A 26,433-nucleotide genomic window follows, 5' to 3' on the forward strand; every position below is an offset into this window, starting at 1 on the left:
ACCTCACTTTCTATAGTTCAGTTGAGACATCTTGTTGAAGTCTGTGTTCAATTTCAGCTTCCAAGGCTTCTCGACTGGCTTGTGCTTCGTTCTCAAAGATAGCTTTTCCGTAAATTTCGTTAAGTTTCTGATCAGTGGCTTCAGAAGCAGGACCATCAAAGACAATCTCACCATTACGCATCCCTATAATACGCGAAGCATAACGGCGCGCTAACTCTACTGAGTGAATATTAATAATAATCGTTCTTTTTAATTCTTCGTTCAAGCGTTTAAAGTCATTCATGACGGTTTCTGAAGTAACGGGATCTAGCGCTGAAACAGGTTCGTCAGCAAGAATGAGATCCGCTTCTTGGACAATTGTTCGAGCGATCGAAACGCGTTGTTGTTGCCCACCACTTAAAGAATCGCTACGAACTTTTAGTTTGTCTGATAAACCTACTTTTTCTAAAGCGGCTTCAGTTCGTTGGTAATCTTCTTTGGAGAAAAGTCCCAGTAAAGTTTGCCAATTGTTATAGTAGCCTAGGCGACCGGAAATGACGTTTCTTTGTACCGTATTCTTACGGACTAAATTAAATTGCTGGAAAATCATCCCAATATTACGACGCATGCGACGAAGTTCTTTAGCGTTAGCGTGTGTAATGGACTCACCATTGATGATAATCTCGCCTTCTGAGACATCATTTAAACGATTTAAGCTACGGAGCAAAGTGCTTTTGCCGGCACCACTTAAACCAATGATGCAAATGAATTCTCCTTGTTCGATGGTGAGATTAATGTTGTTAAGACCCACGACACCATTCGGAAAAGTTTTGCTGACATTCTTCAGTTCAATCATAATTCTACCTCCATTTTCAGACAAAAATAGCCAACTTCCAAACGTTAATCGTTAGTGAAAGTTGACTATCTGCCTGGTTAAAAGTCTGCTAATTATTGAGCAGCGATTTCAGTGTATTCTTTAATTTGATCATAAATCGCTTCGTCGACTTCAGTATAACCTAAATGACTCCAAAGTGACATGATTTCAACGCCTTCTTCTGTATCTGCCATCGCTAAGAAAGCTTCTTTAATTGCTTCTTGTAAAGCTTCGTCCATGTCAGGTTGTACAGCAATCGCATCGTTAGGAATTTCACCTTCTGTTAAGTAAAGAACGCGTAATTCTTCCATTAAATCGTTATCTGGAAAAGCACCACTGAAGACCACGCGAGCTCCTTCGAAGACGAAGGCAGCATCTTGTTGTCCGTTTAAAACGGCTGTAATTTCACTTGGAATATCATTAACAGTTGTTAATGTCACATCTTTAGTGATATCCATACCTGCATTAATCATTTCGGCAACAGGATATATATAGCCAGATGCTGAGTTAGGGCTTAAAGTCGCAATTTTCTTGCCCGCCAAATCGGTTAATTCTTGCATATCACTATCCGCTTTAACTAAAATTTCACCTTGGAATGAGCCGGTTGTTTCGCCTTCTAATGGTAAACCTGTTTCGTCATCAAATTTACCTAAAACAGATGTTAAAATTGCCTTAGCTGAACCTAAATCGCGTGCTTGTACATATGCTGCAGGAGGCATAATCCCTAAATCAACTTGGCCAGAAGCCATTGCTTGGACAATTGTTGTGTAGTCCGTTGCTAATGTTACATTAACTTCGCGACCTAAAGCTTCAGATAAATATTCTGCTAACGGTAAGGCACGGGCCTCCATTGTACCATCGTTGTTCGTTGGAACGAATTGAACCTCTAAGGCCTCTTCGTCTTGAGCTGTAACTGTTTGACTAAAAGTAGCTGCATTTACCATAGAACCTAGAACTAAACTACCTAAAAGTAAAGCTTTGATTGATTTAAACATTATTCAATCTCCTTTAATATGATATTTGACTCCAGTATACGTTATAAATTGTAAAAATAGTGTAAAGTTTATTAAAACTAAAGAATTTTATAAATGAACGTTGGGAAAGTTTGGGGTGTCTTGACTGTTAGACTAGTCTAGTAGAATGAGACAGGAGGTTGCTGGGAGTAATATTTTGTTGTCAGTATATTTATAGTTTAGAAAAGCTTAAGAAGTGTTTCTGTTAGGGAGTGTGATATAATATAAAGGGGAAAATTCTGTAAATAAAGAAATGAGTTGATAAAATGAACAATATTGAAAAAGTGAATAATTTCCGAGATGCGAGAAATTGGCGTCAGTTTCATAATGAGAAAGATTTAGCTTTATCACTGACTTTAGAAGCTTCAGAATTGTTAGAAATTTTTCAGTGGAAAGAGGCGGAAGAAGGTGTTGCTGAAATTGATGCGATTAAGGATGAATTGGCGGATGTCTTAATATACAGTCATATGATTGCAGCCAATTTAGAATTAGATGTTGATTTTTTAGTGAATCGTAAATTACAACGGAATACGGAAAAATATCCGGCTAAACCTAACGCATTGGAGGTTTCGGCAGACTTAGAGCTAGAAGATAAAATTGTCGCTTATCGAGCAGCGCGTAATTGGGCTCTTTGGGATAATGCGAAAGATGTAGCGATTGCGATTGCAGTTGAAGCGGCTAGATTGTTGGAAGTATATCAATGGCGTGAGCCAGAAGAAGTTCTAGCAAATGCTGAGTCGGCGGAAGAGTTGAAAGATGAATTAGCGGATGTGATTATCTACGGTTATGTATTGGCTCAATCTTTAAATTTGAATGTAGATGAGTTGATTGATCGTAAATTGGAGAAAAATAATCTTAAATATCCAGTAAAAAAAAGCCGTGATAATAAAGAGAAATATAATGACTTGTAAATCATAAAATTATTCATTAAAAACACCAGTTCTTAACATTAAATGTGTAAAGAACTGGTGTTTCAATTTGTAATCATTGTGTGAAAATAGTTATTGGGCTATTCTTTGTAATATAAATGATGATATGATTTATGTTGATTTAACGAAGTTATATTTCACTCAGTTGATTGATTTTCCGATGCGGTTGTAGCTTTCAAAACTTTATTGATGATTGTGACGATCGAGTTTTTTTCAGCTCAAAAGACTAGGCTCTGTCTACGTCGCTTCGCACATATTCAGAGCAGCGCCGCCGCTTGCCTTTTATACCCTTTTGGAAAATAAATCGCTGAGCTACGTTAAGTATTCCAACAAAAATAAAGTTATATAATCAAGTTAAAACTGCTAAACAGAACTTTATGACCTCGAACGTAGTTCGATTTTTATATAATTATTCTGTGTCTTCAGTTGTTTCTTCATCTACTTCTTCTTCAGATGTAGATGTATCATCATTGCTTGTTGCACTATCGCTAGCTTGATAAAATTCACTATCTTCTAAAGGAGCGAAAATGACTGCTGCTGCTTGACGGTCACCCGCATCTCCGGTTGGTTGCGTCATATAATCGTCAGTTCCCGTATGAATAATTAAGCTGGTTCCATCGGTTGAGTTGAGCGTATTTTCTCCTTCAGGATCTAAAGACACGTTTGGAATTTCAATCGTTTCGTTGACTGTGCCGTCTTCGCCAACCACTAAGTTCGGTAAGTCCCCAGCGTGCGGTCCTGTTTCAGATTCTGTTCCATGTTCAACCTCTTCAGGATTGAAGTGTCCACCGGCATCTTCAAAAGTAGGGGCAGTAGCTAAGCCGACTGTATGGATGTGCATACCATACTCGCCTTCAGATAAGCCTTCTAAAGCTAACTCTAAAGTCACAACACCTTCAGTATCTTGTCGGAAAGTAGCGGTTCCTAGTACTTTTTCTTCATTATTAATTACTTCAGTTTCAACCTCGAATGCATAGTCTGAGTCGTTTGCTGCGTCCTCGGTTGTTTCTTCATTTGCTTCTTCAGTTGTTTCGTTGCCTTCAGTGTCAGTTGATTGACTATCCATTACTTCAGAAGTTTCCTCCGAACCTGTGTCCTCTTGGGCAAATAAAGTAACAGTGGAAGGGCTGAACGTACTAAGCAGTAACCCTGCGCTTGATAAAGTTAATAATTTTCTTAAATTTTTCATTGTAATTCTCCCTTTCTATTTATTAAATCAATCGTATCACGTGCATTATGGGTAGTCACATGATACGCACCAGTTTGCTCGTTACAATGTTGTGTCAAGAAGATGACAACATTTATAAGTGGATTCTAAACCTCCATGTCATTAGCTTTCACGGAACTCGATATGATAAAATTAAATTTGTATAAAGGACTTTAAATGTTCATTTGAGGCCGTCAATAATTATGGTATGATAAATAAGTTGCCCAAGAGATTATAGGGCGAAGGGGAGAGTTTTAGATTGAAATTATTTGATACACATACACATTTAAATGCAGATCAATTCGTTGATGAAGTGCCAGAACTTATTCAAGCAGCAGCAGCTCAAGATGTTCACTATATGGCGGTTGTCGGTTTTGATGAAGTTACGATTGAACGTACGCTAGAATTAAGTGAAAACTATCAAAATATTATTAGTGTAGTAGGGTGTCATCCAACAGAAGCAGGCAACTATACTAAAGACTTTGAAAAACGATTAGAGAACTGGTTAGAATTGCCTAAAGTTAAAATGTTAGGTGAAATAGGTTTAGATTACTATTGGGATACAGCGCCAAAGGATGTACAAGCAGAAGTGTTTAGACGTCAAATCGCGATAGCCAAGGAACATCAATTACCGATTACCATTCATAACCGTGATGCTACAGCAGATGTTTACCGAATTCTTAAACAAGAAGGCGTTCCAGCAGCAGGTGGGATTATGCATAGTTTTGGCGGAACATCAGAAGAAGCGAAGCAATTCCTAGATTTAGGGATGCATATTAGCTTCAGTGGGGTTTTAACTTTTAAGAAATCAGAAGCTGTTCGAGCAGCGGCAGCTATCGTTCCAAAAGAATTCCTTTTAATCGAAACTGACGCGCCTTATTTAGCTCCCGTACCAAAACGTGGTAAGCGTAACGAACCAGCTTATGTGCGTTATGTTGCAGAGGTTTTAGCTGAGGTCCGCAACGTTAGCTTAGAAGATATTGCCGCTTTAACTACGAAAAATGCCTGCGACTTATTCCGCTGGCAACCAGGAGTTTAACATGATAGAAGAAAGTTTTAAGCTACCTAGAGAGGTGATTATCGTCGAAGGCCGCGATGACACAACTCGTTTAATTGAAACATTTGGGCCAGATATTAAAGTAATTGAAACAGGTGGTTCTGCCTTGAACCGAGCAACACAAGCGCGTATAAAACAAGCAGCGGAACAATTTGGTATTATTATCTTTACGGATCCAGATTACCAAGGTTTACGTTTACGTCGTTTAATTAGTGAGGCACACCCTACAGCTAAACAGGCGCACTTAACACCGGAAGAAAGTAAGGCTAAGCAAGAAGGGGCTAGTTTAGGTGTGGAGCATGCGGCGCCAAGCGCGATTCGTGCCGCGATAGCCGCGGTAGCACAGTTAGATACCTCAGTAGCAGTCGACCGGATTCCAATGTCAGACTTAGTGCGTTTGCAGTTAATCGGACACCCGGAAGCAACAAAGCGTCGTCATGCAGTGGCTCAAGAATTTCACTTAGGTCACCTTAATGGCAAGCAGCTTCAAAAGCAACTTGCCTTATATCAAATCGATTTAGAGACACTTACAACATTTCTTAGACAATATGAACTTGAAAAGCACAAGGAGGGACAAAATAATGGAAATTAATAAACCAATTGCAACACCAACTCGTACCATTGAGATTATGCAAGCTCACGGTATTAAAATGAAAAAGAGTTTAGGTCAAAACTTTCTAGTTGAACCACACATGTTAGAAAAAATGATCGAGGCTGGTGAAGTTGATAAAACAACCACTGTTATTGAAATCGGACCAGGTATCGGTGCACTAACAGAATATTTAGCAGTCTATGCTAAAGAGGTGCTCGCTTTTGAAATTGATCCGCGCTTTGTGGAGATTCTATCAGATACACTATCACCTTATAATAATGTGAAGGTAATCCATCAAGATATCCTAAGAGTGAACTTTAAAGATGAGACTTACGCGTGGCTGCATGATGTAGAGCGTTTAGTGGTAGTAGCGAATTTACCTTATTACATTACAACACCAATCATTATGAATTTGATTTCGAGTGGACTACCTTTCCAAAGTTTAATTATGATGATGCAAAAAGAAGTAGCAGATCGTATGACGGCTAAAGTGGGAACAAAAGCATATAACTCACTGACTATTGCAATTCAGAATGAGATGGAAGCCGAAACTGCTTTTATCGTGCCGAAAACAGTCTTTATTCCTAAACCGAATGTAGATTCAGCAGTGCTAAAATTAACGCGTCGACCAGCACCACTAGTCGAAGTGGCTGATTCAAATGCATTTCAAAAGTTTGTCCAAGTCTGCTTTAGACAAAGACGTAAAACGTTATGGAATAATTTAAAAGCAGAATTCGTGTCTGAAACAGTAAGTGACGCCGATTTAAAAGCAGCACTTGAAGCAATCGATATCGAAGGCTCTAGAAGGGCAGAAACATTAGATATTTATGAATTTGCAAAACTTTATGAAGCGTTTTCAACTTTTTATTAAAAAATAATAAGAATTTATCCAAACCTCTTGCACACTATGAGTGTGTATGTTAATATTGATTATTTTATTAATCTGTGTTACACTGTATAGGTGAGGTGATACCATGCCAAAAGATTTGATTGAAATAAAATCATTACTTGATGACAAGGTTGGAGAAGAAATTATCGTAACGGTGCAAATGGGTCGTAAGAAGAAGAAAGAACGCAAAGGTATTTTGAAAGAAACATATCGCTCAGTGTTCATTGTTGATTTAGATCAGGAGCACAACAAAATCGGTCGAGTTTCTTTTAGTTACCAAGATGTATTAACGAATTCAGTTGAACTAGAATTTGTTTAGATATTATTATAGTTTGTAAAATAAGCTAGAGTTGCTGTTGTGAGCACTCTAGCTTTTTTGCGCCTTAAAGATTTATAAAGTTAGTATTGATTTAATAAATTTTGTGCTTCGCTTAGCTTGTTGTTTTTTCAAGACGGCGATCGCTTTTTACTCAGTGGGAGCTAAACTAGCCGATGCTCCCAGACTACCAGCTAGATTAAGCCGTATTCAACCAGTCTTTTTTTTCTCGAAAGTAAACCAAGGCGGTGTCGTTCTCTGCCGTTCACGACGATTATATAAGAAACGCACACCTTTGAAATCGTGGCGGTCGATTTGACCGACACTCCGTGCGGATACGGCAGTTGTGACACTAGCCGCTTGAGAACTATTGTTTACCACCTTCTAAGACGTGTTATAGACTCAATTGAGTCGAAATAAAAACGCCGCTAATCGATAGTTAGCGGCGTGAATACTGAGTCATATTTTGTTAGGGTTAGGCTTCTAAGCGGGCGAAGCCGTCATGGATGACTTGTTTTAACGTTGTAGATGAATGTTCCATTTGTTTCGTTTCAAGTTCATTTAATGGAATTTCGATAATCTTTTCGATACCGTGGCGTCCAATAATGGCTGGAGCACCAATGAAGACATCTGTTTGACCGAATTCACCATCTAGATAAACCGATAAAGGTAAAATAGCCTTTTGGTCTTCGAAGATAGCTTGGCAAATACGTGTCAGAGCAGATGCGATACCGTAATATGTAGCTCCTTTGCGAGAAATGATTTCGTATGCAGCATCTCTAACTTTAACGAATACTTTATCTAAAGCTTCTTCAGTTGTGCTGTCGTCAATTTTCAACCATTCGTCAATTTGTAGACCACCGATGTTAGCATGTGACCAAACAGGGAATTCTGTATCGCCATGTTCACCCAGGATATAACCGTGGACATTACGAGCGTCAACGCCCACTAAAGTTGCAACTTCTTGACGTAAACGAGACGTATCTAATGAAGTTCCTGAACCAATGACACGCTCTTTCGGGAAACCACTAAATTTCCATGTGGCATAAGTCAAAATATCCACAGGATTTGCTGCGACTAAGAAGATACCATCAAAGCCTGATTCAACGATTTGTCCAACGATATCTTGGTAAATGCGTAAGTTTTTATGTACTAAATCTAAGCGTGTTTCACCAGGTTTTTGCGCGGCACCCGCACATAAAACGACGATGTCTGCATCAATGCAATCTGCATACTCAGCAGCGTAAATAAATTTGGGTGAGTAGAATGGTACAGCATTGGATAAATCTAATGCATCGCCAGCGGCTTTATCTTTATTAACATCAATGATTCCTAATTCTCGACCTACACTTTGTGTGACAAGTGAATAGGCAAAACTAGATCCGACAGCTCCGTCGCCGACAAGAATGATTTTGTGTTTAGAAAAGCTATGTGTTGGATTCATACAAATTAACTCCCTTTTTAAACGATTTATTAAGAATATTATAACAGATTGTGAAGAACTGTGCTAATGATTTGATTGGTTTTTTTTTGAGACTGTAAATTAACTCAGTTAAGATAGTTTGTGGTATAATAGGCAACGATAAGAATAAGGAAGTTACGGTGATAGAAACGTGAAATTAATTATTGGATTAGGGAATCCCGGGAATCGATACGATGGGACACGTCATAATATCGGTTTTCATGTCTTGGATACGTTAATGAAACGTCATGATTTAGTTATGATGGATCAAAAATTTAGGGCTGATTATACAATTTGGCGTCATCCTCAAGATAAAGTTTTATTGATTAAGCCATTTACGTACATGAACTTATCTGGTGAAGCATTATTACCTTTCATGAGTTATTATGGCATCGCGATGGAGGATATTGTGGTCGTATACGATGACTTAGATTTAGAGCCTGGGAGAATTCGTTTAAGACAAAATGGAAGTTCCGGCGGACATAATGGCATGAAGAGCATCGTTCAAATGCTAGGCGCACAAGATTTCAAACGTATACGCGTTGGGATTGGGCGTCCTCAAGGTGGTTGGAAAGTGGTTGACCATGTATTAGCACCGTTTAGACCGGATGAACAAGAATTAGTGAATGAATCGGCTGAATTAGCTGCTGATGCTTTAGATGACTGGGTAGATGGTCAAGACTTTCTAAAAATCATGAACAAATATAATCAAAAAAAATAATCTAAATGAGGGGTCAGGTAGCTGAGCCCTCAGTTGTCCGTTTAAAGACTGAGTAATCACACATTTAACGGACCAAATGGAAGTAAGGAGTTTTATAGAATGCTATCGAAATTAAATACACAAGCGTTTCAACCTGCGGTTAAACAGATTAATACAGCTTCTCAAAAAGGCTTGCCGCATTTAGTAACAGGCTTGGATGCGAGTGCTCGTTCAGTCATGATAGCCGAGTTATATCGCCAGCGACCTCAACAGTTATTGATTGTTGAACCGTCTGCAACAGTGTTAACACAACTTTACGAAGATTTACAACAGTTATTACCTGGTGTTAAGATTTTACAATTTGCTGCTGAAGAGTCCTTGGCTTTAGAGTTTTCTCACGCATCTCTAGATAGCGTTGCTCAACGCGTGGTGGCGTTGAATAGTTTAGCCAGTGGTGAAGATTGTATTGTCTTAACATCAGTAGCGGGTGTTAGAAAACGCTTAACTCCTGTTGATAAATGGCGTTATGAAATGATGCGTTTATCCGTAGGAAGTGAAATGGAAAGAACGGTATTAGAACAGAAACTAAGCTATTTTGGCTTCGCACGTCAAGCGATGGTTCAAGCTCCAGGAGAATACAGTGTGCGCGGAAGCATTGTGGATGTTTATCCATTAAACACAGACTATCCCGTGCGTTTGGATTTCTTCGACACTGAGCTAGATTCAATTCGCTATTTTGATGCGGAAACTCAAACATCGATTGAGAATATTGAACAGTTCGATTTGTTACCGGCCAAAGATGTACTATTTAGCATTGCTGAACAGCAGACAGCTTTCAAGTCCGTTGAAATCCATCTAGCAAAAGTTGTGGAACAAATTGAAGACGATGAATTTGCGAATCTCGTTCAACGAGGTATGCAGCATCAAAGAGAGTTATTAGCATCTGGCGAACCCTTGAAATTCCCATTGGCTTATTTGGAGTTTTGGGACACGGAAGATACTTCGTTGGTAGATTATCTCGGTTCAAACGGTCTGTTAGTCATAAATGAGTTCGGCAAAATACATCAAACCGAGCTTCAATACACTAACGATGATATGTATTGGTTGGAACAAGAAATTACTCATGGACAGCTTCCGCCGAAACTTAATATTCGCTTGAGTGCTTTTGAAGTATTGAAACATAGCCAAGTAGCTCGTGTGCATTTCGTGATGATTCAAAAGAATATGGGAAATATGGCATTCGAATCAATGCATTCTTTCCAATACCGTAGTATGAACCCGTTCTTCAACCAAATGCCTTTAATTAAGACAGAGGTAGATCATTGGTTTAAACAAAAAGTGACTGTGCAAATATTGGTTAGTAGCCATAAACAAGCGGTTAAAACACAACAACTATTTGAAGAGTACAATGTGAAGCCAACCGTTATTCAAGAGAGTGAACAAGCTCAAGCAAATGCTGTGAATATTGTCGTTGGTGGCTTGGCTAACGGTTTTGAATTGCCTTTAGACAAATGGGTTGTTCTGACAGAAAAAGAATTATTCAATCAAGTAAAGAAACGTAAAATTAAACAACAACATTTATCGAACGCTGAGCGAATTAAGAGCTACAGCGAGTTAAATATTGGCGACTACGTCGTGCACGCAAGCCACGGAATTGGACAATATACTGGCTTGGATACAATCGAGATTAATGGTGTCCACCGAGATTTACTCGCAATTGAATATCAGAATAATGCTCGTGTTTTGATTCCGGTTGATCAGATTGACATGATTAAAAAATATGTCTCAGCTGAATCGCGCACACCCAAAGTACATAAACTTGGTGGCACGGATTGGGCTAAAACTAAGAAAAAAGTTGCCTCAAAAATTGAAGATATTGCCGATGAATTAATTGCTTTATATGCTAAACGTGAACAAGAAGAAGGCTATGCATTTGGTAAAGATACGCCAGAACAAGCTGAATTTGAGAATGCCTTTGCTTATGTTGAAACGGATGATCAACTACGTAGTGCATCAGAAATTAAAAAAGACATGGAAAAAATACGTCCCATGGATCGTCTGTTGGTAGGTGATGTGGGATACGGAAAAACAGAAGTGGCGATGCGGGCGATATTTAAAGCTGTGATGGATGGTAAGCAAGTAGCCTTCTTAGTTCCGACGACCATTTTAGCCCAACAACATTATAATTCCTTGATTGAGCGTTTTGCAGAATATCCATTTGAAGTTGGCATGTTAAGCCGTTTCGTTACACGTTCTAAACAAAACGAAACAATAAAAGGGCTTGAGAATGGGGCCGTGAATATCGTAGTGGGCACACACCGTGTCCTTTCTAAAGATATTAAGTTCCAAGATTTAGGACTCTTAATTGTCGATGAAGAGCAACGCTTTGGTGTTAGACATAAGGAAAGACTAAAACAATTAAAAGCTCAAGTGGATGTCTTAACGCTTACCGCAACACCTATTCCACGTACTCTGCATATGTCGATGATTGGTGTGCGTGATTTATCTTTAATCGAAACACCACCAAGCAATCGTTATCCTGTCCAAACCTATGTAATGGAGCGCAATGATGGCGTTATTCTATCAGGGATTGAGCGTGAGATGGCAAGAGGTGGGCAAGTTTTCTACTTACATAATCGTGTCGCAACAATTTTCCAAAGAGCAGAAGAGATTAGCCAATTAGTACCAGAGGCTCGTATTGGAGTGGCACATGGTCAAATGTCGGAAGTTGAATTGGAAAATGTCTTAATTGATTTTATCCAAGGTAATTATGATGTACTTGTTACAACGACAATTATTGAAACGGGTGTCGATATACCGAATGCGAATACGATGTTTATTGATAATGCAGATCAAATGGGCTTATCAACGCTGTATCAATTGAGAGGCCGTGTTGGGCGTACGAATCGTATTGCCTATGCTTATTTAATGTATGAGCCATTTAAACAATTGAGTGAAGTCAGTGAAAAACGACTGCAAGCGATTCGTGAGTTTACTGAGTTAGGTTCTGGTTTTAAGATCGCGATGCGTGACTTATCCATTCGTGGAGCAGGAAATTTATTAGGTAAACAACAATCTGGCTTTATTGATTCAGTTGGTTTTGATATGTATTCACAGATGTTGAAAGAAGCTGTCGATGTGAAACGTGGTAAGAAGCCAGTTAGCAAACAAGCAAGTAGTTCTCAACAAATAGAATGGGATATTGCAGTTGACGCCTATATTCCAAGTAGCTATATTTCGGATGAATTGCAGAAAATCTCTGTCTATAAATCAATTCAACAAATTGATTCAGAAGAGGAGTATCGTAACTTACAAGATCAACTTATCGACCGTTTTGGTGAGTTTCCAGGTGAAGTGGCAGACTTGTTGGATATCGCCTTGATTAAACATTTTGGTTTATTATCAGGTGTCACACTTATCAAACAACAAGGTCAGTATGTAAATGTCTACTTTAATCCAATCGCAAGTGATATTCTAAAAGGTCCGAAAATCTTTGAGGCCTTACAAGATATTAAATTGCGTGCTGAATTGGGCATGGAAGATCAACAGCTGAAAGTCTCACTTTTAATTCAAGGTAAACCTAGCTACCAGTGGTTAGATATATTACGTCACTTTGTAGTCAACACAAGCGAAATGATCGCTGCTGAAGAAAATATAACAGAAGAAGTTGAAAATTAAGTAGAAGATATTAGGAGGAAATGTGATGAGATTAGACAAGTTTTTAAAAGTTTCGCGTTTGATTAAACGTCGTTCAGTTGCTAAAGAAGTAGCTGACCAAGGTCGTATTGATATTAATGGCGTGACAGCTAAGTCAAGTTCAACTGTCAAAACAGGTGATGAATTGACAATTCGTTATGGGAATCGTATTTTGACGGTTAAAATCGCTCAAATTCTTGATACAACGAAAAAAGATGAAGCAACAAAGATGTACGATATTGTGTCAGAAGAAAGAATTGAAACCAATCAATTTACCCCTTACGATTAATAACAAACAACCCTTTCTGAAATAGGCACTTAAAATTCCAAAATACACAATAAGGAATAATCAAGAAAGTTCAGAGAGTATTTTAGCCAATAGCATGGAAATATTTATGTATTAGTGGTAAACTCGTTAAGTATAAAGGGGGGGATGGATTGAATTATCGTCTTGAAACGCAAACAAGCAATCGTAAAGTCATTGAGTTTCAAAAACGTCGTCAGAATCAAGATGCTGAAGCAGAAGTAGAGCTTACACCAGCAACGAGACGTATGGCAGAACGGATTGAAGTCAAACCATCTACTAACTCTAAGGGACGCAAACTGGTTTTAGTGATGGTAGGATTAATCGCTATCGTATTGGCAGGGATACCCTTGCTACAGACCATGTCCCGCTCGGCTGAAGTTGCGGAGAATTTCGAACAAACGCAACAGGCACATAATCAAGCAGTACAACAAAATCGAGTCGTACAACAAGAGTATCTACGATTACAAGATCCGGAGTATTTAGCTGAAATTGCTCGCCGTGACTATTATTACGCAAAACCTGGAGAAATTATTTTTGATTTAGGTGATGCTGAGACAGAAGCTGATTTGTTTCAACAATCGTTAAACGAGGAAGCAAATAATGGAGATGCAGATTCTGAATAAGAAAAGGCTGCAATCGAGAAGTTAGTTTATTAGTTTTTATGCTGGTTATCAGCCAACGGTATGACACCGTATAATATTTTAGGAGGAACATATTTTTTATGTCATTTGAAGTAGGTCAAAAGGTTGCAGGGAAAGTAACGGGAATTACACATTTTGGAGCATTTGTCTCATTGCCTGATAATAAAACAGGATTGATTCACATTAGTGAAATTTCGGACTCGTATATTAAAGACATCAATACTGTATTAACGGTAGGTCAAGAAGTAGAAGTTAAAGTTTTAACAATCGCTGCAGATGGAAAAATCAGTTTGTCATTGCGTCAAGCGAGTGAACAAGCGCAAGCTAAACCAGAAACAGCTAGCAGACCAAAACCTGCCTTTAATAAAGATGGTGATCGCAAGTTTAACAAACAACCGCAATCAGATAATGCACCGCGTTTTAACAAGGGTAAAGACGCACCGGCTCGTCCAACATTCTCGTCTAATCAGAATACACCTGTTAAAAAAGAAGGCGACTTTGATTCATTAATGAGTGGCTTCTTAAAAGATAGTGAGGATCGTTTATCATCATTAAGACGTAATACCGAAGGTAAACGTGGTGGTCGTGGCGGACGCCGTAGCTAATCCACTACCGAACGTAAAATAAGTAATAAATATGCGCATCTAGTATTTGAGATATTCTCAAATACTAGATGCGTTTTTTGGTAATATAAGGTTTTATAAGTTTTATGTTGATTTACTAAGGTTTATACTACGTTCAGCTGATTGTTTTCCAAGGCGGTGGTCGCTTTCAAAGCCTCACTGAAGTTCGTGCTTTTCCAGCTCAATCGGCTAGGCTCTGTCTACTTCGTTCTGCTCATAGTCAGAGCAAGCTACGCCGACTGCCCTTTGTACCGCTATGGAAAACAATTCGCTGATCTACGTTAAGTATTCCAACAAAAGTAAAGCGATATAATCAAGTTATACTGCTAAACAGAATTTAAAGTCCTTGGACTCGTCCGAGGCTTTCTCATGGTATAAGAAATTATAAGTTTTATGCTGGTTTAGCGTGGTTTGCGCTTCGCTCAGCTACGCAGGGTAGTTCAACAATAGTAAATCTATACGATCAAGTTGAAGTTGTAAAACTGAATTTAAGGGCAAAGGACTAGCCAAAGTTTTTCTTATCTTTTAAAAATAAAGTGTGTGCTTCACCACTTAGATGCAAGCTCTATGTTAGAATGCAATTAAGTAAAAAGGACTAAATTTCTATATAGTAATTATGACTTATAAATAGTAAGATACTGTAGATGTATTATCTAGAGAATACTAGCACAAATATTACTTAAGGTTTGCTTTAGGTTAATCACTTAGAATTAATAGTGGTATTCAGCTAGCGATTTTCAGGGATATATTGCTAATTGAATTATGTATATTGATTAATGCAATTATTTTTAGAGTATATTTTTAGATTTCGGGGGAAGTTCATTTGGTAAAAAGAAAAACAAGTAAGTTATTTCAACCTCGTGTTTTTATGTTTGTCATAGTTATCGGTATGATGATTTTGGCTTTGTTAGGTATTATTAATTTAATGACGGGTAAAACGATATCTGTCAATCGTGAGCAAGTAATAGTCAGACAAGCTCCAGATACGACTTCAGAAGCGTTAGTTGAAATAGAAGCCGGCACTGAAGTGAGAATGGTAGAAGAAAGTGATGGCTGGGCGCGGGTAAAAGTGAATAAACAAATAACAGGCTGGATTCCACAGTGGTTATTGAACAGGTCAGATCTTGTGAATGATCAAGATCTAGGGGCTCAGTTATTGATAGAAACGTCTGTTTATAGTGAAAAAAACGAAACGAGTGAAGTATTGACTAGTCTGGCAGCGGGAAGTTATATTTTGGTTGACGAAGAAGCAGCTGGGTGGTTAACGGTTTCTATCCAAATGGATGACGATCAAATATCACGTACCGGTTATATTCCAACCCGATTAGTCAATTTGGTTACAGAAACTTTAGCGTTGACTAAAATAAATGAAAATAAGTTAGCGGATTTATCTCGATATGATGCGGAAGCTATTGCTTGGGCGAGAGCTGAGGATGACTCAGTAGTGATTGTTAAACAGAATAATGAGCCCGTATTAGAGGGAGAGAACTACTATGATGATGTATTGTTTTATGCGGAAGCTGGAGATGAATTTTCTTTAGTTGGCGACTTAGCCACTTATGCCAATGCAGACTATTATTTAATAGAAGATGAAGCAGGGGGAAGGGGTTATATTAACTCTGACCGTGTGCAAGTTTCGACTTATTCAATAGGTCGTTTAGACTTACCTGTTGCAACTGAACTTTCAGAGGCAGTCATTATGCTGGATCCAGGTCATGGAGGTGTTGATACAGGTGCCCTGAGTTGGGATGGCGAGTCTGAAGAGAAAGTGGCAACGTTAGAAATCGCCTTAGTGATTAAAGAACAGCTGGAAGCAGAGGGGGCTACGGTTCTTTTAACAAGGGGAGCAGATGATTACCTTGAATTAGCAGAAAGAACAGAAGCGAGTAACGTGAGCAAAGTGGATCTGTTTATAAGCCTCCACTACGATAGTTCAGAGGATTCCTATTGGAGCGGAACGACTACTTATTATTATCATGATTCAGATAAACTATTTGCTGAAAGTGTTAATCAAGAACTAGACATACAAACTTTGGAGAACTCGGGTGTCGTTTTTGGGAATTATCATGTGTTACGTGAGAATACGCGACCGGCTATTCTCCTGGAATTAGGTTATATGAGCAATTATTATGATGTTGATTTGATTTTTTCTGAAGAATATCAGACAGATATTGCAACTGCAATCAAGACAGGAATCGAAAATTATTTCGTGGAAGTATCTGCTATTCAAACTGCGAACTTAGATAAATCAGAATAGAGAAAATATCCCACTGAGTGCCATGGCCTTGGTGGGATGTTTATTTGTCATATAAGAGATTATAAGTTTTGTATTAATTTACCAAGTTTTTTGTACTTCGCTCAGCTTATTGTTTTTGAAAGACAGTGATCGCTTTCAAAGCCTCACTGAAGTTCGTGCTTTTCTAGCTCAATCGGCTAGGCTCTGTCTATTTTGCTTTCTTTGTTGATAGTCAGGGCAAGTTTTCTGGTAATAGTGACGATTGCACTTTATTCCGCTATGGAAAACAAGTCGCTGAGCTACGTTAAGTATTCCAACTAAAGTAAAGCGATATAATCAAGTTAAAACTACTGTACGGAATTTAAAGTCCTAGGAATCGTCCGAGGTTTTCTCATGATGATCTCTTCAATCTAATGTAGGTTATGCTGTCGTTCGAGTATCGGCTTGAAATCAATCATTTGCTTTAGTATGTTTGGGTAAGATAACAGTTACTGTAGTTCCTTGGCCTAAGCTGCTTTTATACTTGATTTCAGCTTGGTGTAGTTTGAGTATTTGCTTGACTAAAGAGAGCCCGAGGCCATTTCCACTATTCAAGCGACTGCTATCGGCTTGATAAAATTTATCGAAAATTTTATTCACTGTTTCGGGTGTCATGCCGATACCGGTGTCGCTTATGTCGAATCCAATGCGTCCATCCTCTAATTCATGCTGAGTAATTGTAATTTCTCCATCTTGGTGGTTATATTTTATTGCATTGTCTAGTAAGTTTACCCAGACTTGTTGCATTAACTCTTCGTTTCCTTCGAATTGTGTACGCTCAAGAATGATGTTAAAACTGATATTATACTTTTCCCATTTAGCTTGTAAAAAAAGCAACGCTTGTCTTATTTGTTCATCAATGCGGATGATTTTGCGTTCAAGGCTAATGCCTTGGTGCTCTATTTTAGTAAGTTTAAGAATATTGTCAGTTAATTGAGTTAATTGTTGAGTGGCCACTATTAATCTTTTGGACAAATCTTGTTGAGTATCATCGTCGATTTCAGGATCTTGTAGTAACTGGGCATAACCTTGAATAGTCGCTAAGGGCGTCTTAAATTCATGAGAGACTGTCGATACGAAGTTATTTTGTAAGGCGTCGATCCCTCCCAACTCATGAACCATTAAGTTAAAGTCACGATATAGCTGGCTTACTTCTTCAACTTTTTGTTCTGGATCCAATTCTACTGTGAAATCACCAGCGGACACTTTTGTCATATTTTCTCGTAAAACTTCGATAGGCTCGATGATTTGAAGCCCTACGTAAGTTGTGATAAAAGCAGAAATCATACCGCTCAGAATAATCAAGAAAACCCAAACGTAGAAGCGACCGCTGAACATGATATCCCAATTAAAATAACTGTTTAAAGCATAAAGGACTGTCGAAAAAACGGTAAGAGACACAAACGTTGCGATACAGGTAATAATAGCGAAGTGGAAACGTAATTTTCCGTAAATGAATTTTTTCATCATTCAATTACCGCCTTATATCCTAAGCCTCTGACAGTCACAATTTCAAAATCACGATTATCTGAAAAGCGATCGCGCAATCGCTTTATGTGGACGTCAATTGTTCTTTCATCCGTATCTGTATCCAAGCCCCATATTTCATCCATCAATTGTTGGCGGGTAAATATTTTGTCAGGATAGGAAAGTAATTTATATAAGAGTTGGAATTCCTTTTGTGGTAGGGTTAATTGTTGGTTGTTGAACATCACATTATAACTACTTTGGTCGAGTATTGTTTCGTTAACGGTTAATTGTTTAGTGTGAGCAATTTTGGCACGTCGTAGCAGCGCTTCGACTCTAAGTACCATTTCATCTAAATCGATTGGCTTGACCATATAATCATCAATACCTAATTTAAAGCCTCGTTTCTTATCTTCGAGTGAATCGAGGGCGGTAATCATTAAAATTGGCACCTCAAAACCAGCATCTCTCATCAAACTTGCGAATTCAAAACCGTCCATGTTTGGCATCATGACATCGGTAATGATTAAATCAACATGAATTTTTTCAAGTAAATCGAGGGCTTGTTGACCATCACTTGTTATAAACACGTCAAAATAGTTTTTTGAAAGAATGGATTGATAAATGCGGGCCAAGTTTTCATTATCTTCAATAACTAAAATTTTATTCATGTATATCCCTCCTAATTGGCATGAGTGTAACAATTCTATATGAATTGATTGTTAATTATCGATGTATTGTTCATAGTCATTTAATAATTTCACTATACACTAAGCTTGCTTATTATTTAAATATTATTAATTTTACGAAATAAAATAATCAATTTGTAAATAAGTGACTATGGCTTTGCAGACAAATAAAACGTTATAATAGGTATATTAAATAGTTTAGGAGAATTATTGATGGAAGCTTTACTTAGACAAGTTAAACAACAACTCGAATCATGGCCTGAATGGAAAAATGCCCATAAGATTGTGCTCGCTATTTCTGGCGGTGTAGATTCTATGGTGCTATTAGATTTGATGAGTGAAATGGTTAAGCTTCAAGAATACTCAGATAAAGAAATAATTGTCGCGCACTTTAATCATCAACTACGCTCGCCTGAAGAGCATATAACTGAGCAAAACTTGGTTAAGAAGCAAGCAGAGGCCAAAGGCTTTACCTATTTCTTAGGCAAATGGGAAACACCTGTTGAAGTGAACGTAGAAGCTGCAGCGCGTGATGCGCGTTATCAGTTTTTTGCGGATGTTTTAAAAGGCAGTGAAGCAGATACCTTAATGACAGGTCATCATTTGAATGACACGGTTGAAACGTATTTAATGAGAGTGTTACGTGGTACATCGATGAAGGGAAGTCGAGGTATTCCCGCTAATTATCGTCGGATTTTAACAGATCAACATCGCCATGCTGTTTTGGTTAATGTACTGAGACCTTTGATTGCGGTCCCTAAACAAGAATTATATGATTATGCGGCAGAGTTTTCAGTAGAGTATCTTGAAGATGCGACAAATGATAGTCATAAATTTTTGCGTAATCGCATTAGACACCAATTGGTTCCGTTCTTTGAAAAAGAAAATCCGCAGTTTTTAAATAATATGCTAGCGTTACAAGAACAATTTCAAGCCAGTTATTTAACGCATTTCGAAGATTATCTTGCGATTGAACCTCAGTTGCTTATGCGGGCGGAGCAAGGTTATTGGATTCTTTATGTGCCGACCTTGCGAGACTTAAGTGCTAATAAATTAAAAACATATTTATCAATTTTTTTTGAAGAACGTCTTATAGAAGATGTACCGAATTACAATAAAGCAATGTTAGACCAAATGCATCAGCTAGTTTTGAATGACTCGGATCCTAATGCGGTGGTAATGTTAGGGGCAGGTTGGGAAGCTGTACGTCAGTATGATTTCATCTATATTCGCCCAAGTGGTTTCGTAATGGAGCCGAAGGAAGAACAAATAATTCGTATTGACCAGATGAATCAATGGATTAGCTTGTCGGAAGATGAAGAATTAGGTTTGTTTGAAATAGATTTCGTGACTACTCGTATGAAGAATGAAGCGGATCACCTGTTAACGTTAAGTATCCCAGATCATTTAACAGATGGGTTTTACATGCGCCACCGCCAAGATGGTGATGAAATGGCAGTAGTAAGAGCGGATCAAACAATCTTTCATAAGAAAATTTCACGGATTATGATTGATCAAAAGATACCATCCGATCAGCGTTTTGCTATGTGGTTACTCTGTGATAAAGCCGACCGAATTGTATGGTTAATCCCGCTCAAATACTCTGGATTGTATCAGCCGCAACAAACTGATACAATTACACATATCTTTTTATATAGAAAAGTGAGAAAATAATACATTAATATGGTACAATGCAACTTGTTACATCAAGATTACGTTGATTAGAAGGAGAACCTGAATGTTAGAAAATGATATTAAAGAAGTCCTTGTCTCAGAAGAAGAGCTTAAAGTAGCAATTAAGCGATTAGGTCAACAATTGACAGAAGAATATAAAGATAAGGAAGTAGTCGTGGTTGGTATTCTGCGAGGTGCTGCTTTATTTATGGCGGACATCATTCGTGAAATGGATTGCTATTTGGAAATCGACTTTATGGACGTTTCAAGTTACGGAGAAGAATTTGTTTCTTCAGGTGAAGTTAAAATCGTTAAAGATTTAGATACGCGTGTTGAAGGCCGTGACTTCTTAATCGTTGAAGATATTATCGATACTGGTCGTACATTGAATTACTTAGTAGAGCTGTTACATTATCGTAAAGCAAAATCTGTTAAAGTTGTGACGCTTTTAGATAAGCCAGAAAGACGAATTATCGCGGATTTAGTTCCTGATTTTGTAGGAATTCAAGTTCCAAACGAATTTGTAGTTGGCTATGGTTTAGACTATAAACAAAAATACCGTAACTTACCTTACATCGGTGTGTTAAAACCAGAAGTTTATACTGAGCCAGAAGAGTAGTATTGTTCATTCAAATTGTGGTATGATTAACAAGATATATGTTTAATACACAGATAAGGAGGAGATATATCTAATGCAAAATCCAAACCCGAATCGAAATCGCAATGTATTTAGAGGCACACTCTTCTACATTCTTGCGTTTCTTGCGATAGCAGGAATATTCCAAATGATTTCCGGAGATTTCGGTTTTAATAATCAAACAAAAGAATTATCATCATCTGAATTTATGACAGAGTTGGAGCAAGGTGCATTTAAAGAGTTTGAAGTCCAGATTGGATCTGGCGTTTACCATATTAATGGTGTCTACGACTCTACGAGTAATGTAAATGAAGAAGAAGAGAACTTAGTTCAAATTTTTCAAAGCTCTAGTTCAGAAAACCGATTTGAGACAGAAATATTAGGTAATGATGCGACGCTTGAACGCGTAACTCAGTTAGCTTTAGCGACCGAAACTCAAATGACTTCAATTCCAGAATCAAGCACAGGCTTATGGTTAAGTTTCTTACCATTCCTAATCTTAATGATTCCAGCTTTCTTCTTAATGTATTCAATGATGCAACAAGGTGGCGGCGGTGGTGGCAAAGGCGTAATGAACTTTGGTAAATCGAAGTCTAAGGACGTATCTAAACAAAAAGTTAAGGTCCGTTTTGAAGATGTCGCTGGAGCAGAAGAAGAGAAACAAGAATTAGTCGAAGTGGTTGAATTCTTAAAGGATCCTAAACGCTTTACTGCATTAGGTGCTCGTATCCCAGCGGGTGTTCTTTTAGAAGGCCCTCCAGGAACTGGTAAAACCTTATTAGCAAAGGCGGTTGCCGGTGAAGCTGGCGTTCCATTCTTTAGTATCTCAGGTTCTGAGTTCGTAGAAATGTTCGTCGGAGTTGGTGCGAGTCGTGTGCGTGATTTATTTGAGAATGCAAAGAAAAGTGCACCAGCAATCATCTTCATTGATGAAATTGATGCAGTAGGTCGTCAACGTGGCGCTGGAATGGGCGGAGGTCACGATGAACGTGAACAAACGTTAAACCAGTTACTAGTTGAGATGGATGGTTTTGAAGGTAACGAAGGTGTTATTGTAATTGCTGCAACAAACCGTTCAGATGTCTTGGACCCAGCTTTATTACGTCCAGGTCGTTTTGACCGTCAAATTTTAGTAGGTAATCCAGACGTTAAGGGTCGTGAGGCGATTTTACGTGTACATGCTCGTAACAAGAAGTTTGCTCCGGATGTTGATTTGAAAGTGATTGCTCAACAAACGCCAGGTTTCTCTGGTGCAGACCTTGAGAACCTATTGAATGAGTCAGCTTTAATCGCAGCTCGTTTCGACCGTAAGCAAATTACAGCTGATGATGTGGATGAAGCGCATGACCGTGTCATTGCGGGACCTGCTAAAACTGATTCAGTTATTTCAGAAAAACAAAGACGTACAATTGCTTTCCATGAGGCTGGACATACTGTTGTAGGGATGGTCTTGAGCGATGCTCGTGTGGTCCACAAAGTAACAATTGTTCCTCGTGGTCGTGCAGGTGGTTACGCCATTATGTTGCCGAAAGAAGATCGTTTTATTGTAACGAAGGTAGAACTTTACGAACAAATCGTTGGTTTACTAGGTGGGCGTGTGGCTGAAGAGATTGTCTTCAACTCACAATCAACTGGAGCAAGTAATGACTTCCAACAAGCAACACAAATTGCGCGTAGCATGGTAACTGAATACGGAATGTCTGATTTAGGTCCGATTCAATATGAAGGAAACTCTAAAGTGTTTATTGGCCGTGATTACGGTCAAAGACCTGCTTATTCCGAACAAGTAGCTTACGAAATTGATAAAGAAGTACGTAATATTGTTGAACGTGCTCATCAAGACGCTCACGAAATCATTAACAAGTATCGTGATAAATTAGATGTTATCGCTGAGAAACTATTAGAAATCGAAACGCTAGACAAGCGTCAGATTAAAGCTTTGTTTGAAACTGGTGAAATGCCTGAAGATGAAACGAAGAAAGTTGAACCGATTGAAACAGCAGATACATTTGAGGAAGCTTCAGAAAAAGTTGCTCATGAAGAAGATGTAAAACATTCGACTTCAGAGACTGCTGAAGAACCATCAGATTCATCAGAGTCTGCAGAATAAGATATTATAAAATCGAACTTCACCTTGCTAAATGATTGCAAGCGTGATGTTCGATTTTATTTTGGTCAATTAAAAGGTTTGTTAAAGAATACTTTCAATCAAATCAATTTTTGAGTAAAATAAAGAGGAATTTGTAAAGATAAAGGAGATTATATAAATATGACAGATCAATTATTGAAAGCTTTGGCTTATGATGGACAAGTTCGAGTTTTTGTTTTAGATGCAACAGCAACCGTTAATGAAGCGCACGAAAGACACGACACATGGCATACTGCAACTGCTGTTTTAGGTCGTACGATTGCAGCTACGGCTTTATTATCAGCAAATTTAAAAGGTTCAGATCGTTTAAGTGTTGAAATTATTGGTGATGGCCCGATAGGTCGAGTGCTAACCGACGGCGATGCGAATGGTAACGTTAGAGGTTATGTGACAAATCCTAAAGTGGCCTTAGAATTAAACGGTGCCGGTAAATTGGATGTTGCAGGTGCAGTAGGCTTACCAGGTACATTGGTAGTTCGTAAATATATTGGCGATAGCGAGCCGTTTTCTGGTCAAGTGCCACTAATTAGTGGTGAGTTAGCAGAAGACTTTACTTATTATATGGCCGTATCAGAACAAACACCTTCTGCGATTGGCTTAAGTGTCTTAGTAAATCCTGATGAAACAGTTGCAGCTGCCGGTGGGTTTATGATTCAAGTAATGCCGGGAGCTACTGAGGAAACACTAACAGCGATTGAAGAGAAAATCGGCTCTTTAGGTCGTTTCTCAGATCGTTTAGAAGAAGCTGAAAGCATTGAATCTTTATTGGATATATTAGTGGGTGAAAATAATTCTGAGATTTTAGCTTATCAAGATGTTAACTTTTCGTGTCCATGTAGCAAAGAGAGATTTGCTGAAGGAATAAAATTAATCGGTCGTGATGAAATTGTCGCAATGATTGCGGAAGATCATGGAGCAGAAACGGTATGTCACTACTGTAATAACCATTATGATTTCACAGAGGAAGATTTAGTGGCTTTATTAGAAGAGACTAGTTCAGAAGAATAGAAGGCAAGCTATACCATTTAAATCATTTCAAGGAATGCAAAATACTAAAAAACACTGAAAATGGAAGCTTCTCAAGAAATATTGAGGCTTTCAATGACATTTGTGCGATTTTCGGTTAGAATATTCAATGTGAAAGATAAAGTTAGGAGTGAAGTGGATGACAGATCAACACATAACTGAAGAAGAATTAAACGATCAGTTACTGGTTCGTCGCGAAAAAATGCAAGCGATGGCTGAAGCTAATATTAACCCATTTGATATTGGGTTTGAAAGAAGTCATTTATCGCAAGATGTAATTAAAGAATTTAACCATTTAGATAAACAAGAGCTAGAGGAACAAGAGCCAATTATTGTATCTGTAGCAGGACGTGTAGTATCAAAACGAGGAAAAGGTAAAGCAGGTTTTGCACACGTTCAGGATATGCAAGGGCGTATCCAATTGTATGTACGTAAAGATGGTATTGGTGAAGAACAATACGACTGGTGGAAAACAGTCGATTTAGGAGATATCGTCGGAATTACTGGTAAACTCTTCAAGACTAATACAGGTGAGTTATCAGTTTGGGCGAGTGATTTCAAACCGTTAACGAAAGCTTTACGTCCGTTGCCGGATAAGTATCATGGTTTAACTAACGTTGAACAACGTTATAGACAACGTTATTTGGACTTAATTAGTAATGAAGAAAGTTTCACTCGTTTTACTAATCGCTCAAAAATTATTCGTGAGATTCGTCATTTCTTAGACGATAAAGGCTATTTAGAAGTTGAAACACCAACTTTACATAACTTAGCAGGTGGAGCATCAGCGCGTCCGTTTATTACACACCATAACGCCTTAGATATGGAATTGTACATGCGTATCGCTTTAGAGTTACACTTAAAACGTTTAGTTGTAGGTGGTATGGAAAAAGTTTATGAAATTGGACGAGTATTCCGTAATGAAGGAATCGATACAACTCATAACCCTGAATTCACAATGTTAGAGGCTTATACGGCTTATTCTGTATACACAGATGTAATGGATTTAATTGAAGAAATGATTCGTACAGTAGCAGAACGTGCATTGGGCACAAACAAAGTGACTTATGCAGACCATGTTGTAGACTTAGGTTCTCCGTGGCGTCGTGTTCATATGGTGGATATCATTAAAGAACATACGGGCGTAGATTTCTGGCCAGAAATGGACTTTGAAACTGCCAAACAATTAGCAGCAGAACATAATGTTTACTTAAACCCTCATGACAATACTGTAGGTCATGTAATTAATAACTTCTTTGAAGAGAAGTGTGAAGAGACAATCGTTCAACCTACATTTGTTTATGGACATCCTGTGGAGATTTCGCCATTAGCGCGTAAAAATGACGAAGATCCTCGTTTCACTGACCGTTTTGAATTATTCATTGTTGGTCATGAATACGCAAACGCCTTTACTGAATTAACTGATCCAATTGATCAACGTGAACGTTTTGAAGCGCAAATTAATGAAAAAGACGCTGGTAATGATGAAGCCCATCCATTAGACGAAGATTTCATTGAAGCGTTAGAATATGGTTTACCACCAACTGGTGGTTTGGGAATCGGTATTGACCGTCTGGTAATGTTATTAACGGACTCACAATCAATTCGTGATGTCTTATTATTCCCAACTCTACGTAATAATTAAATCTAACTAGCCTGATTCCTTCGATGCCTTGAAATACTTTAGGATATGTTATACTGATTATAGTATAGATAGATGGAGGAGATATTATGGAATTAGTAAGAGAAAATAATGCGATTGTTCATCGTAATGAGAACGGTGAGAAACTTGCAGAAATAACATTTCGCCCAACAGCTGACCCAGATGTAGTTGTGGCAGACCATACATATGTATCGCCTGTTTTACGAGGACAAGGAGCGGCTGGCAAGCTATTAGATCGTTTAGTTGATGAAATGAAAGCAGAAAATAAAAAAATCAAACCACTTTGTTCTTATGTAGTTAAAAAGTTTAACGAAGAACCAGAAAAATTTGATCATATTAATGCGAATGCATAATTCATTAAGAAGATAGTTGCTCTATGCGCTGTCTTCTTTTTATATTTCGTGCGTTAAATGACAATACGATTAGAAAAATAAAAATTATTGAACAAAGGTTGACGTACTGAAAAGTGCATGCTATTATGACTAAGGTGTTTTTTATTGACAGATTCCTGTAATACAGTCGTGCTGACTGCTATAGATTCACCCATAAAACGTGATACTATTAGTAT

The 26,433-nt window shown here is 38.1% G+C and carries 22 protein-coding genes and 2 pseudogenes; 18 read left to right on the plus strand and 6 right to left on the minus strand.

Going from position 1 to position 26,433, the window contains the following annotated elements; translation table 11 throughout:
* Positions 1-10 precede the first annotated feature (10 nt).
* Both phnC and GF867_RS07150 read right to left on the minus strand, forming a co-directional pair.
* Positions 11-835, minus strand: a complete 825-nt coding sequence (phnC, locus tag GF867_RS07145) for a phosphonate ABC transporter ATP-binding protein (protein ID WP_153832415.1) — start codon at positions 833-835, stop codon at positions 11-13.
* A 92-nt stretch (positions 836-927) separates the two neighbouring features.
* Positions 928-1,848, minus strand: a complete 921-nt coding sequence (locus GF867_RS07150) for a phosphate/phosphite/phosphonate ABC transporter substrate-binding protein (protein ID WP_153832416.1) — start codon at positions 1,846-1,848, stop codon at positions 928-930.
* Between the two features lie 284 nt (positions 1,849-2,132).
* On the opposite strand from GF867_RS07150, the pseudogene GF867_RS14040 reads away from it, so the two are divergent.
* Both GF867_RS14040 and GF867_RS07155 read left to right on the plus strand, forming a co-directional pair.
* A pseudogene (locus GF867_RS14040) lies at positions 2,133-2,426 on the plus strand (nucleotide pyrophosphohydrolase); the annotation flags it as partial.
* 108 nt (positions 2,427-2,534) lie between these two features.
* A pseudogene (locus GF867_RS07155) lies at positions 2,535-2,777 on the plus strand (MazG-like family protein); the annotation flags it as partial.
* A gap of 427 nt (positions 2,778-3,204) precedes the next feature.
* Here GF867_RS07155 and GF867_RS07160 read toward each other — a convergent pair.
* Positions 3,205-3,984, minus strand: a complete 780-nt coding sequence (locus GF867_RS07160) for a superoxide dismutase family protein (RefSeq protein ID WP_153832417.1) — start codon at positions 3,982-3,984, stop codon at positions 3,205-3,207.
* Between the two features lie 277 nt (positions 3,985-4,261).
* Here GF867_RS07160 and GF867_RS07165 point away from each other — a divergent pair, with 277 nt between their 5' ends.
* The 4 genes from GF867_RS07165 (at position 4,262) to GF867_RS07180 (ending at position 6,859) form a co-directional block, all read left to right on the plus strand.
* Positions 4,262-5,041: a TatD family hydrolase gene (locus GF867_RS07165; protein ID WP_153832418.1), complete on the plus strand. Its 780-nt coding sequence runs from the start codon at positions 4,262-4,264 to the stop codon at positions 5,039-5,041.
* 1 nt (position 5,042) lies between these two features.
* A complete protein-coding gene (gene rnmV / locus GF867_RS07170; RefSeq protein WP_153832419.1) occupies positions 5,043-5,651 on the plus strand; it encodes a ribonuclease M5 in 609 nt (202 codons plus the stop codon).
* Positions 5,641-6,522 carry a 16S rRNA (adenine(1518)-N(6)/adenine(1519)-N(6))-dimethyltransferase RsmA gene (rsmA, locus tag GF867_RS07175; protein ID WP_153832420.1) on the plus strand — a complete coding sequence of 294 codons (882 nt, stop codon included), beginning with the start codon at positions 5,641-5,643 and terminating at the stop codon, positions 6,520-6,522. Before rnmV ends, rsmA begins: the two co-directional genes overlap by 11 nt.
* Before the next feature lie 103 nt (positions 6,523-6,625).
* The gene (locus tag GF867_RS07180; RefSeq protein WP_153832421.1) at positions 6,626-6,859 is read left to right on the plus strand and encodes a Veg family protein; all 234 of its coding nucleotides are present in this window, start codon (positions 6,626-6,628) and stop codon (positions 6,857-6,859) included.
* A gap of 472 nt (positions 6,860-7,331) precedes the next feature.
* On the opposite strand, the gene GF867_RS07185 is transcribed toward GF867_RS07180, so the two are convergent.
* Positions 7,332-8,300, minus strand: coding sequence for an L-lactate dehydrogenase (locus GF867_RS07185; protein ID WP_153832422.1), 969 nt, complete (start codon positions 8,298-8,300; stop codon positions 7,332-7,334).
* Between the two features lie 169 nt (positions 8,301-8,469).
* On the opposite strand from GF867_RS07185, the gene pth reads away from it, so the two are divergent.
* The 6 genes from pth (at position 8,470) to GF867_RS07215 (ending at position 16,542) form a co-directional block, all read left to right on the plus strand.
* On the plus strand, positions 8,470-9,039 hold the full coding sequence (gene pth, locus GF867_RS07190) for an aminoacyl-tRNA hydrolase (RefSeq protein WP_366927786.1): 570 nt from the start codon (positions 8,470-8,472) through the stop codon (positions 9,037-9,039).
* 99 nt (positions 9,040-9,138) lie between these two features.
* Positions 9,139-12,696 carry a transcription-repair coupling factor gene (mfd, locus tag GF867_RS07195; protein WP_153832423.1) on the plus strand — a complete coding sequence of 1,186 codons (3,558 nt, stop codon included), beginning with the start codon at positions 9,139-9,141 and terminating at the stop codon, positions 12,694-12,696.
* A 25-nt stretch (positions 12,697-12,721) separates the two neighbouring features.
* Entirely contained in the window at positions 12,722-13,003 is a 282-nt protein-coding gene (locus GF867_RS07200; protein WP_153832424.1) for an RNA-binding S4 domain-containing protein, read from the plus strand.
* A gap of 149 nt (positions 13,004-13,152) precedes the next feature.
* Positions 13,153-13,644: an FtsB family cell division protein gene (locus tag GF867_RS07205; RefSeq protein WP_153832425.1), complete on the plus strand. Its 492-nt coding sequence runs from the start codon at positions 13,153-13,155 to the stop codon at positions 13,642-13,644.
* 98 nt (positions 13,645-13,742) lie between these two features.
* Positions 13,743-14,267 carry a S1 domain-containing RNA-binding protein gene (locus tag GF867_RS07210; protein ID WP_153832426.1) on the plus strand — a complete coding sequence of 175 codons (525 nt, stop codon included), beginning with the start codon at positions 13,743-13,745 and terminating at the stop codon, positions 14,265-14,267.
* An 841-nt stretch (positions 14,268-15,108) separates the two neighbouring features.
* A complete protein-coding gene (locus tag GF867_RS07215; protein WP_153832427.1) occupies positions 15,109-16,542 on the plus strand; it encodes an N-acetylmuramoyl-L-alanine amidase family protein in 1,434 nt (477 codons plus the stop codon).
* Between the two features lie 429 nt (positions 16,543-16,971).
* On the opposite strand, the gene GF867_RS07220 is transcribed toward GF867_RS07215, so the two are convergent.
* Together GF867_RS07220 and GF867_RS07225 are read right to left on the minus strand one after the other, a co-directional pair.
* Positions 16,972-18,030, minus strand: coding sequence for a HAMP domain-containing sensor histidine kinase (locus GF867_RS07220; RefSeq protein WP_153832428.1), 1,059 nt, complete (start codon positions 18,028-18,030; stop codon positions 16,972-16,974).
* Positions 18,027-18,698, minus strand: a complete 672-nt coding sequence (locus GF867_RS07225) for a response regulator transcription factor (protein WP_153832429.1) — start codon at positions 18,696-18,698, stop codon at positions 18,027-18,029. Before GF867_RS07225 ends, GF867_RS07220 begins: the two co-directional genes overlap by 4 nt.
* A 231-nt stretch (positions 18,699-18,929) precedes the next feature.
* On the opposite strand from GF867_RS07225, the gene tilS reads away from it, so the two are divergent.
* The 6 genes from tilS to GF867_RS07255 all read left to right on the plus strand — a co-directional run bounded on the left by tilS (position 18,930) and on the right by GF867_RS07255 (position 26,218).
* Positions 18,930-20,390 carry a tRNA lysidine(34) synthetase TilS gene (tilS, locus tag GF867_RS07230; protein WP_153832430.1) on the plus strand — a complete coding sequence of 487 codons (1,461 nt, stop codon included), beginning with the start codon at positions 18,930-18,932 and terminating at the stop codon, positions 20,388-20,390.
* Between the two features lie 64 nt (positions 20,391-20,454).
* Positions 20,455-21,009 carry a hypoxanthine phosphoribosyltransferase gene (gene hpt / locus GF867_RS07235; protein ID WP_153832431.1) on the plus strand — a complete coding sequence of 185 codons (555 nt, stop codon included), beginning with the start codon at positions 20,455-20,457 and terminating at the stop codon, positions 21,007-21,009.
* 73 nt (positions 21,010-21,082) lie between these two features.
* Positions 21,083-23,137: an ATP-dependent zinc metalloprotease FtsH gene (gene ftsH / locus GF867_RS07240; protein WP_153832432.1), complete on the plus strand. Its 2,055-nt coding sequence runs from the start codon at positions 21,083-21,085 to the stop codon at positions 23,135-23,137.
* 159 nt (positions 23,138-23,296) lie between these two features.
* Positions 23,297-24,184, plus strand: a complete 888-nt coding sequence (hslO, locus tag GF867_RS07245; RefSeq protein WP_153832433.1) for an Hsp33 family molecular chaperone HslO — start codon at positions 23,297-23,299, stop codon at positions 24,182-24,184.
* A gap of 157 nt (positions 24,185-24,341) precedes the next feature.
* Positions 24,342-25,847: a lysine--tRNA ligase gene (lysS, locus tag GF867_RS07250; protein ID WP_153832434.1), complete on the plus strand. Its 1,506-nt coding sequence runs from the start codon at positions 24,342-24,344 to the stop codon at positions 25,845-25,847.
* 86 nt (positions 25,848-25,933) lie between these two features.
* Entirely contained in the window at positions 25,934-26,218 is a 285-nt protein-coding gene (locus GF867_RS07255; RefSeq protein WP_153832435.1) for a GNAT family N-acetyltransferase, read from the plus strand.
* Positions 26,219-26,433 lie beyond the last annotated feature (215 nt).

It is taken from the genome of Fundicoccus ignavus (assembly GCF_009659375.1).
Lineage (GTDB): Bacteria > Bacillota > Bacilli > Lactobacillales > Aerococcaceae > Fundicoccus > Fundicoccus ignavus.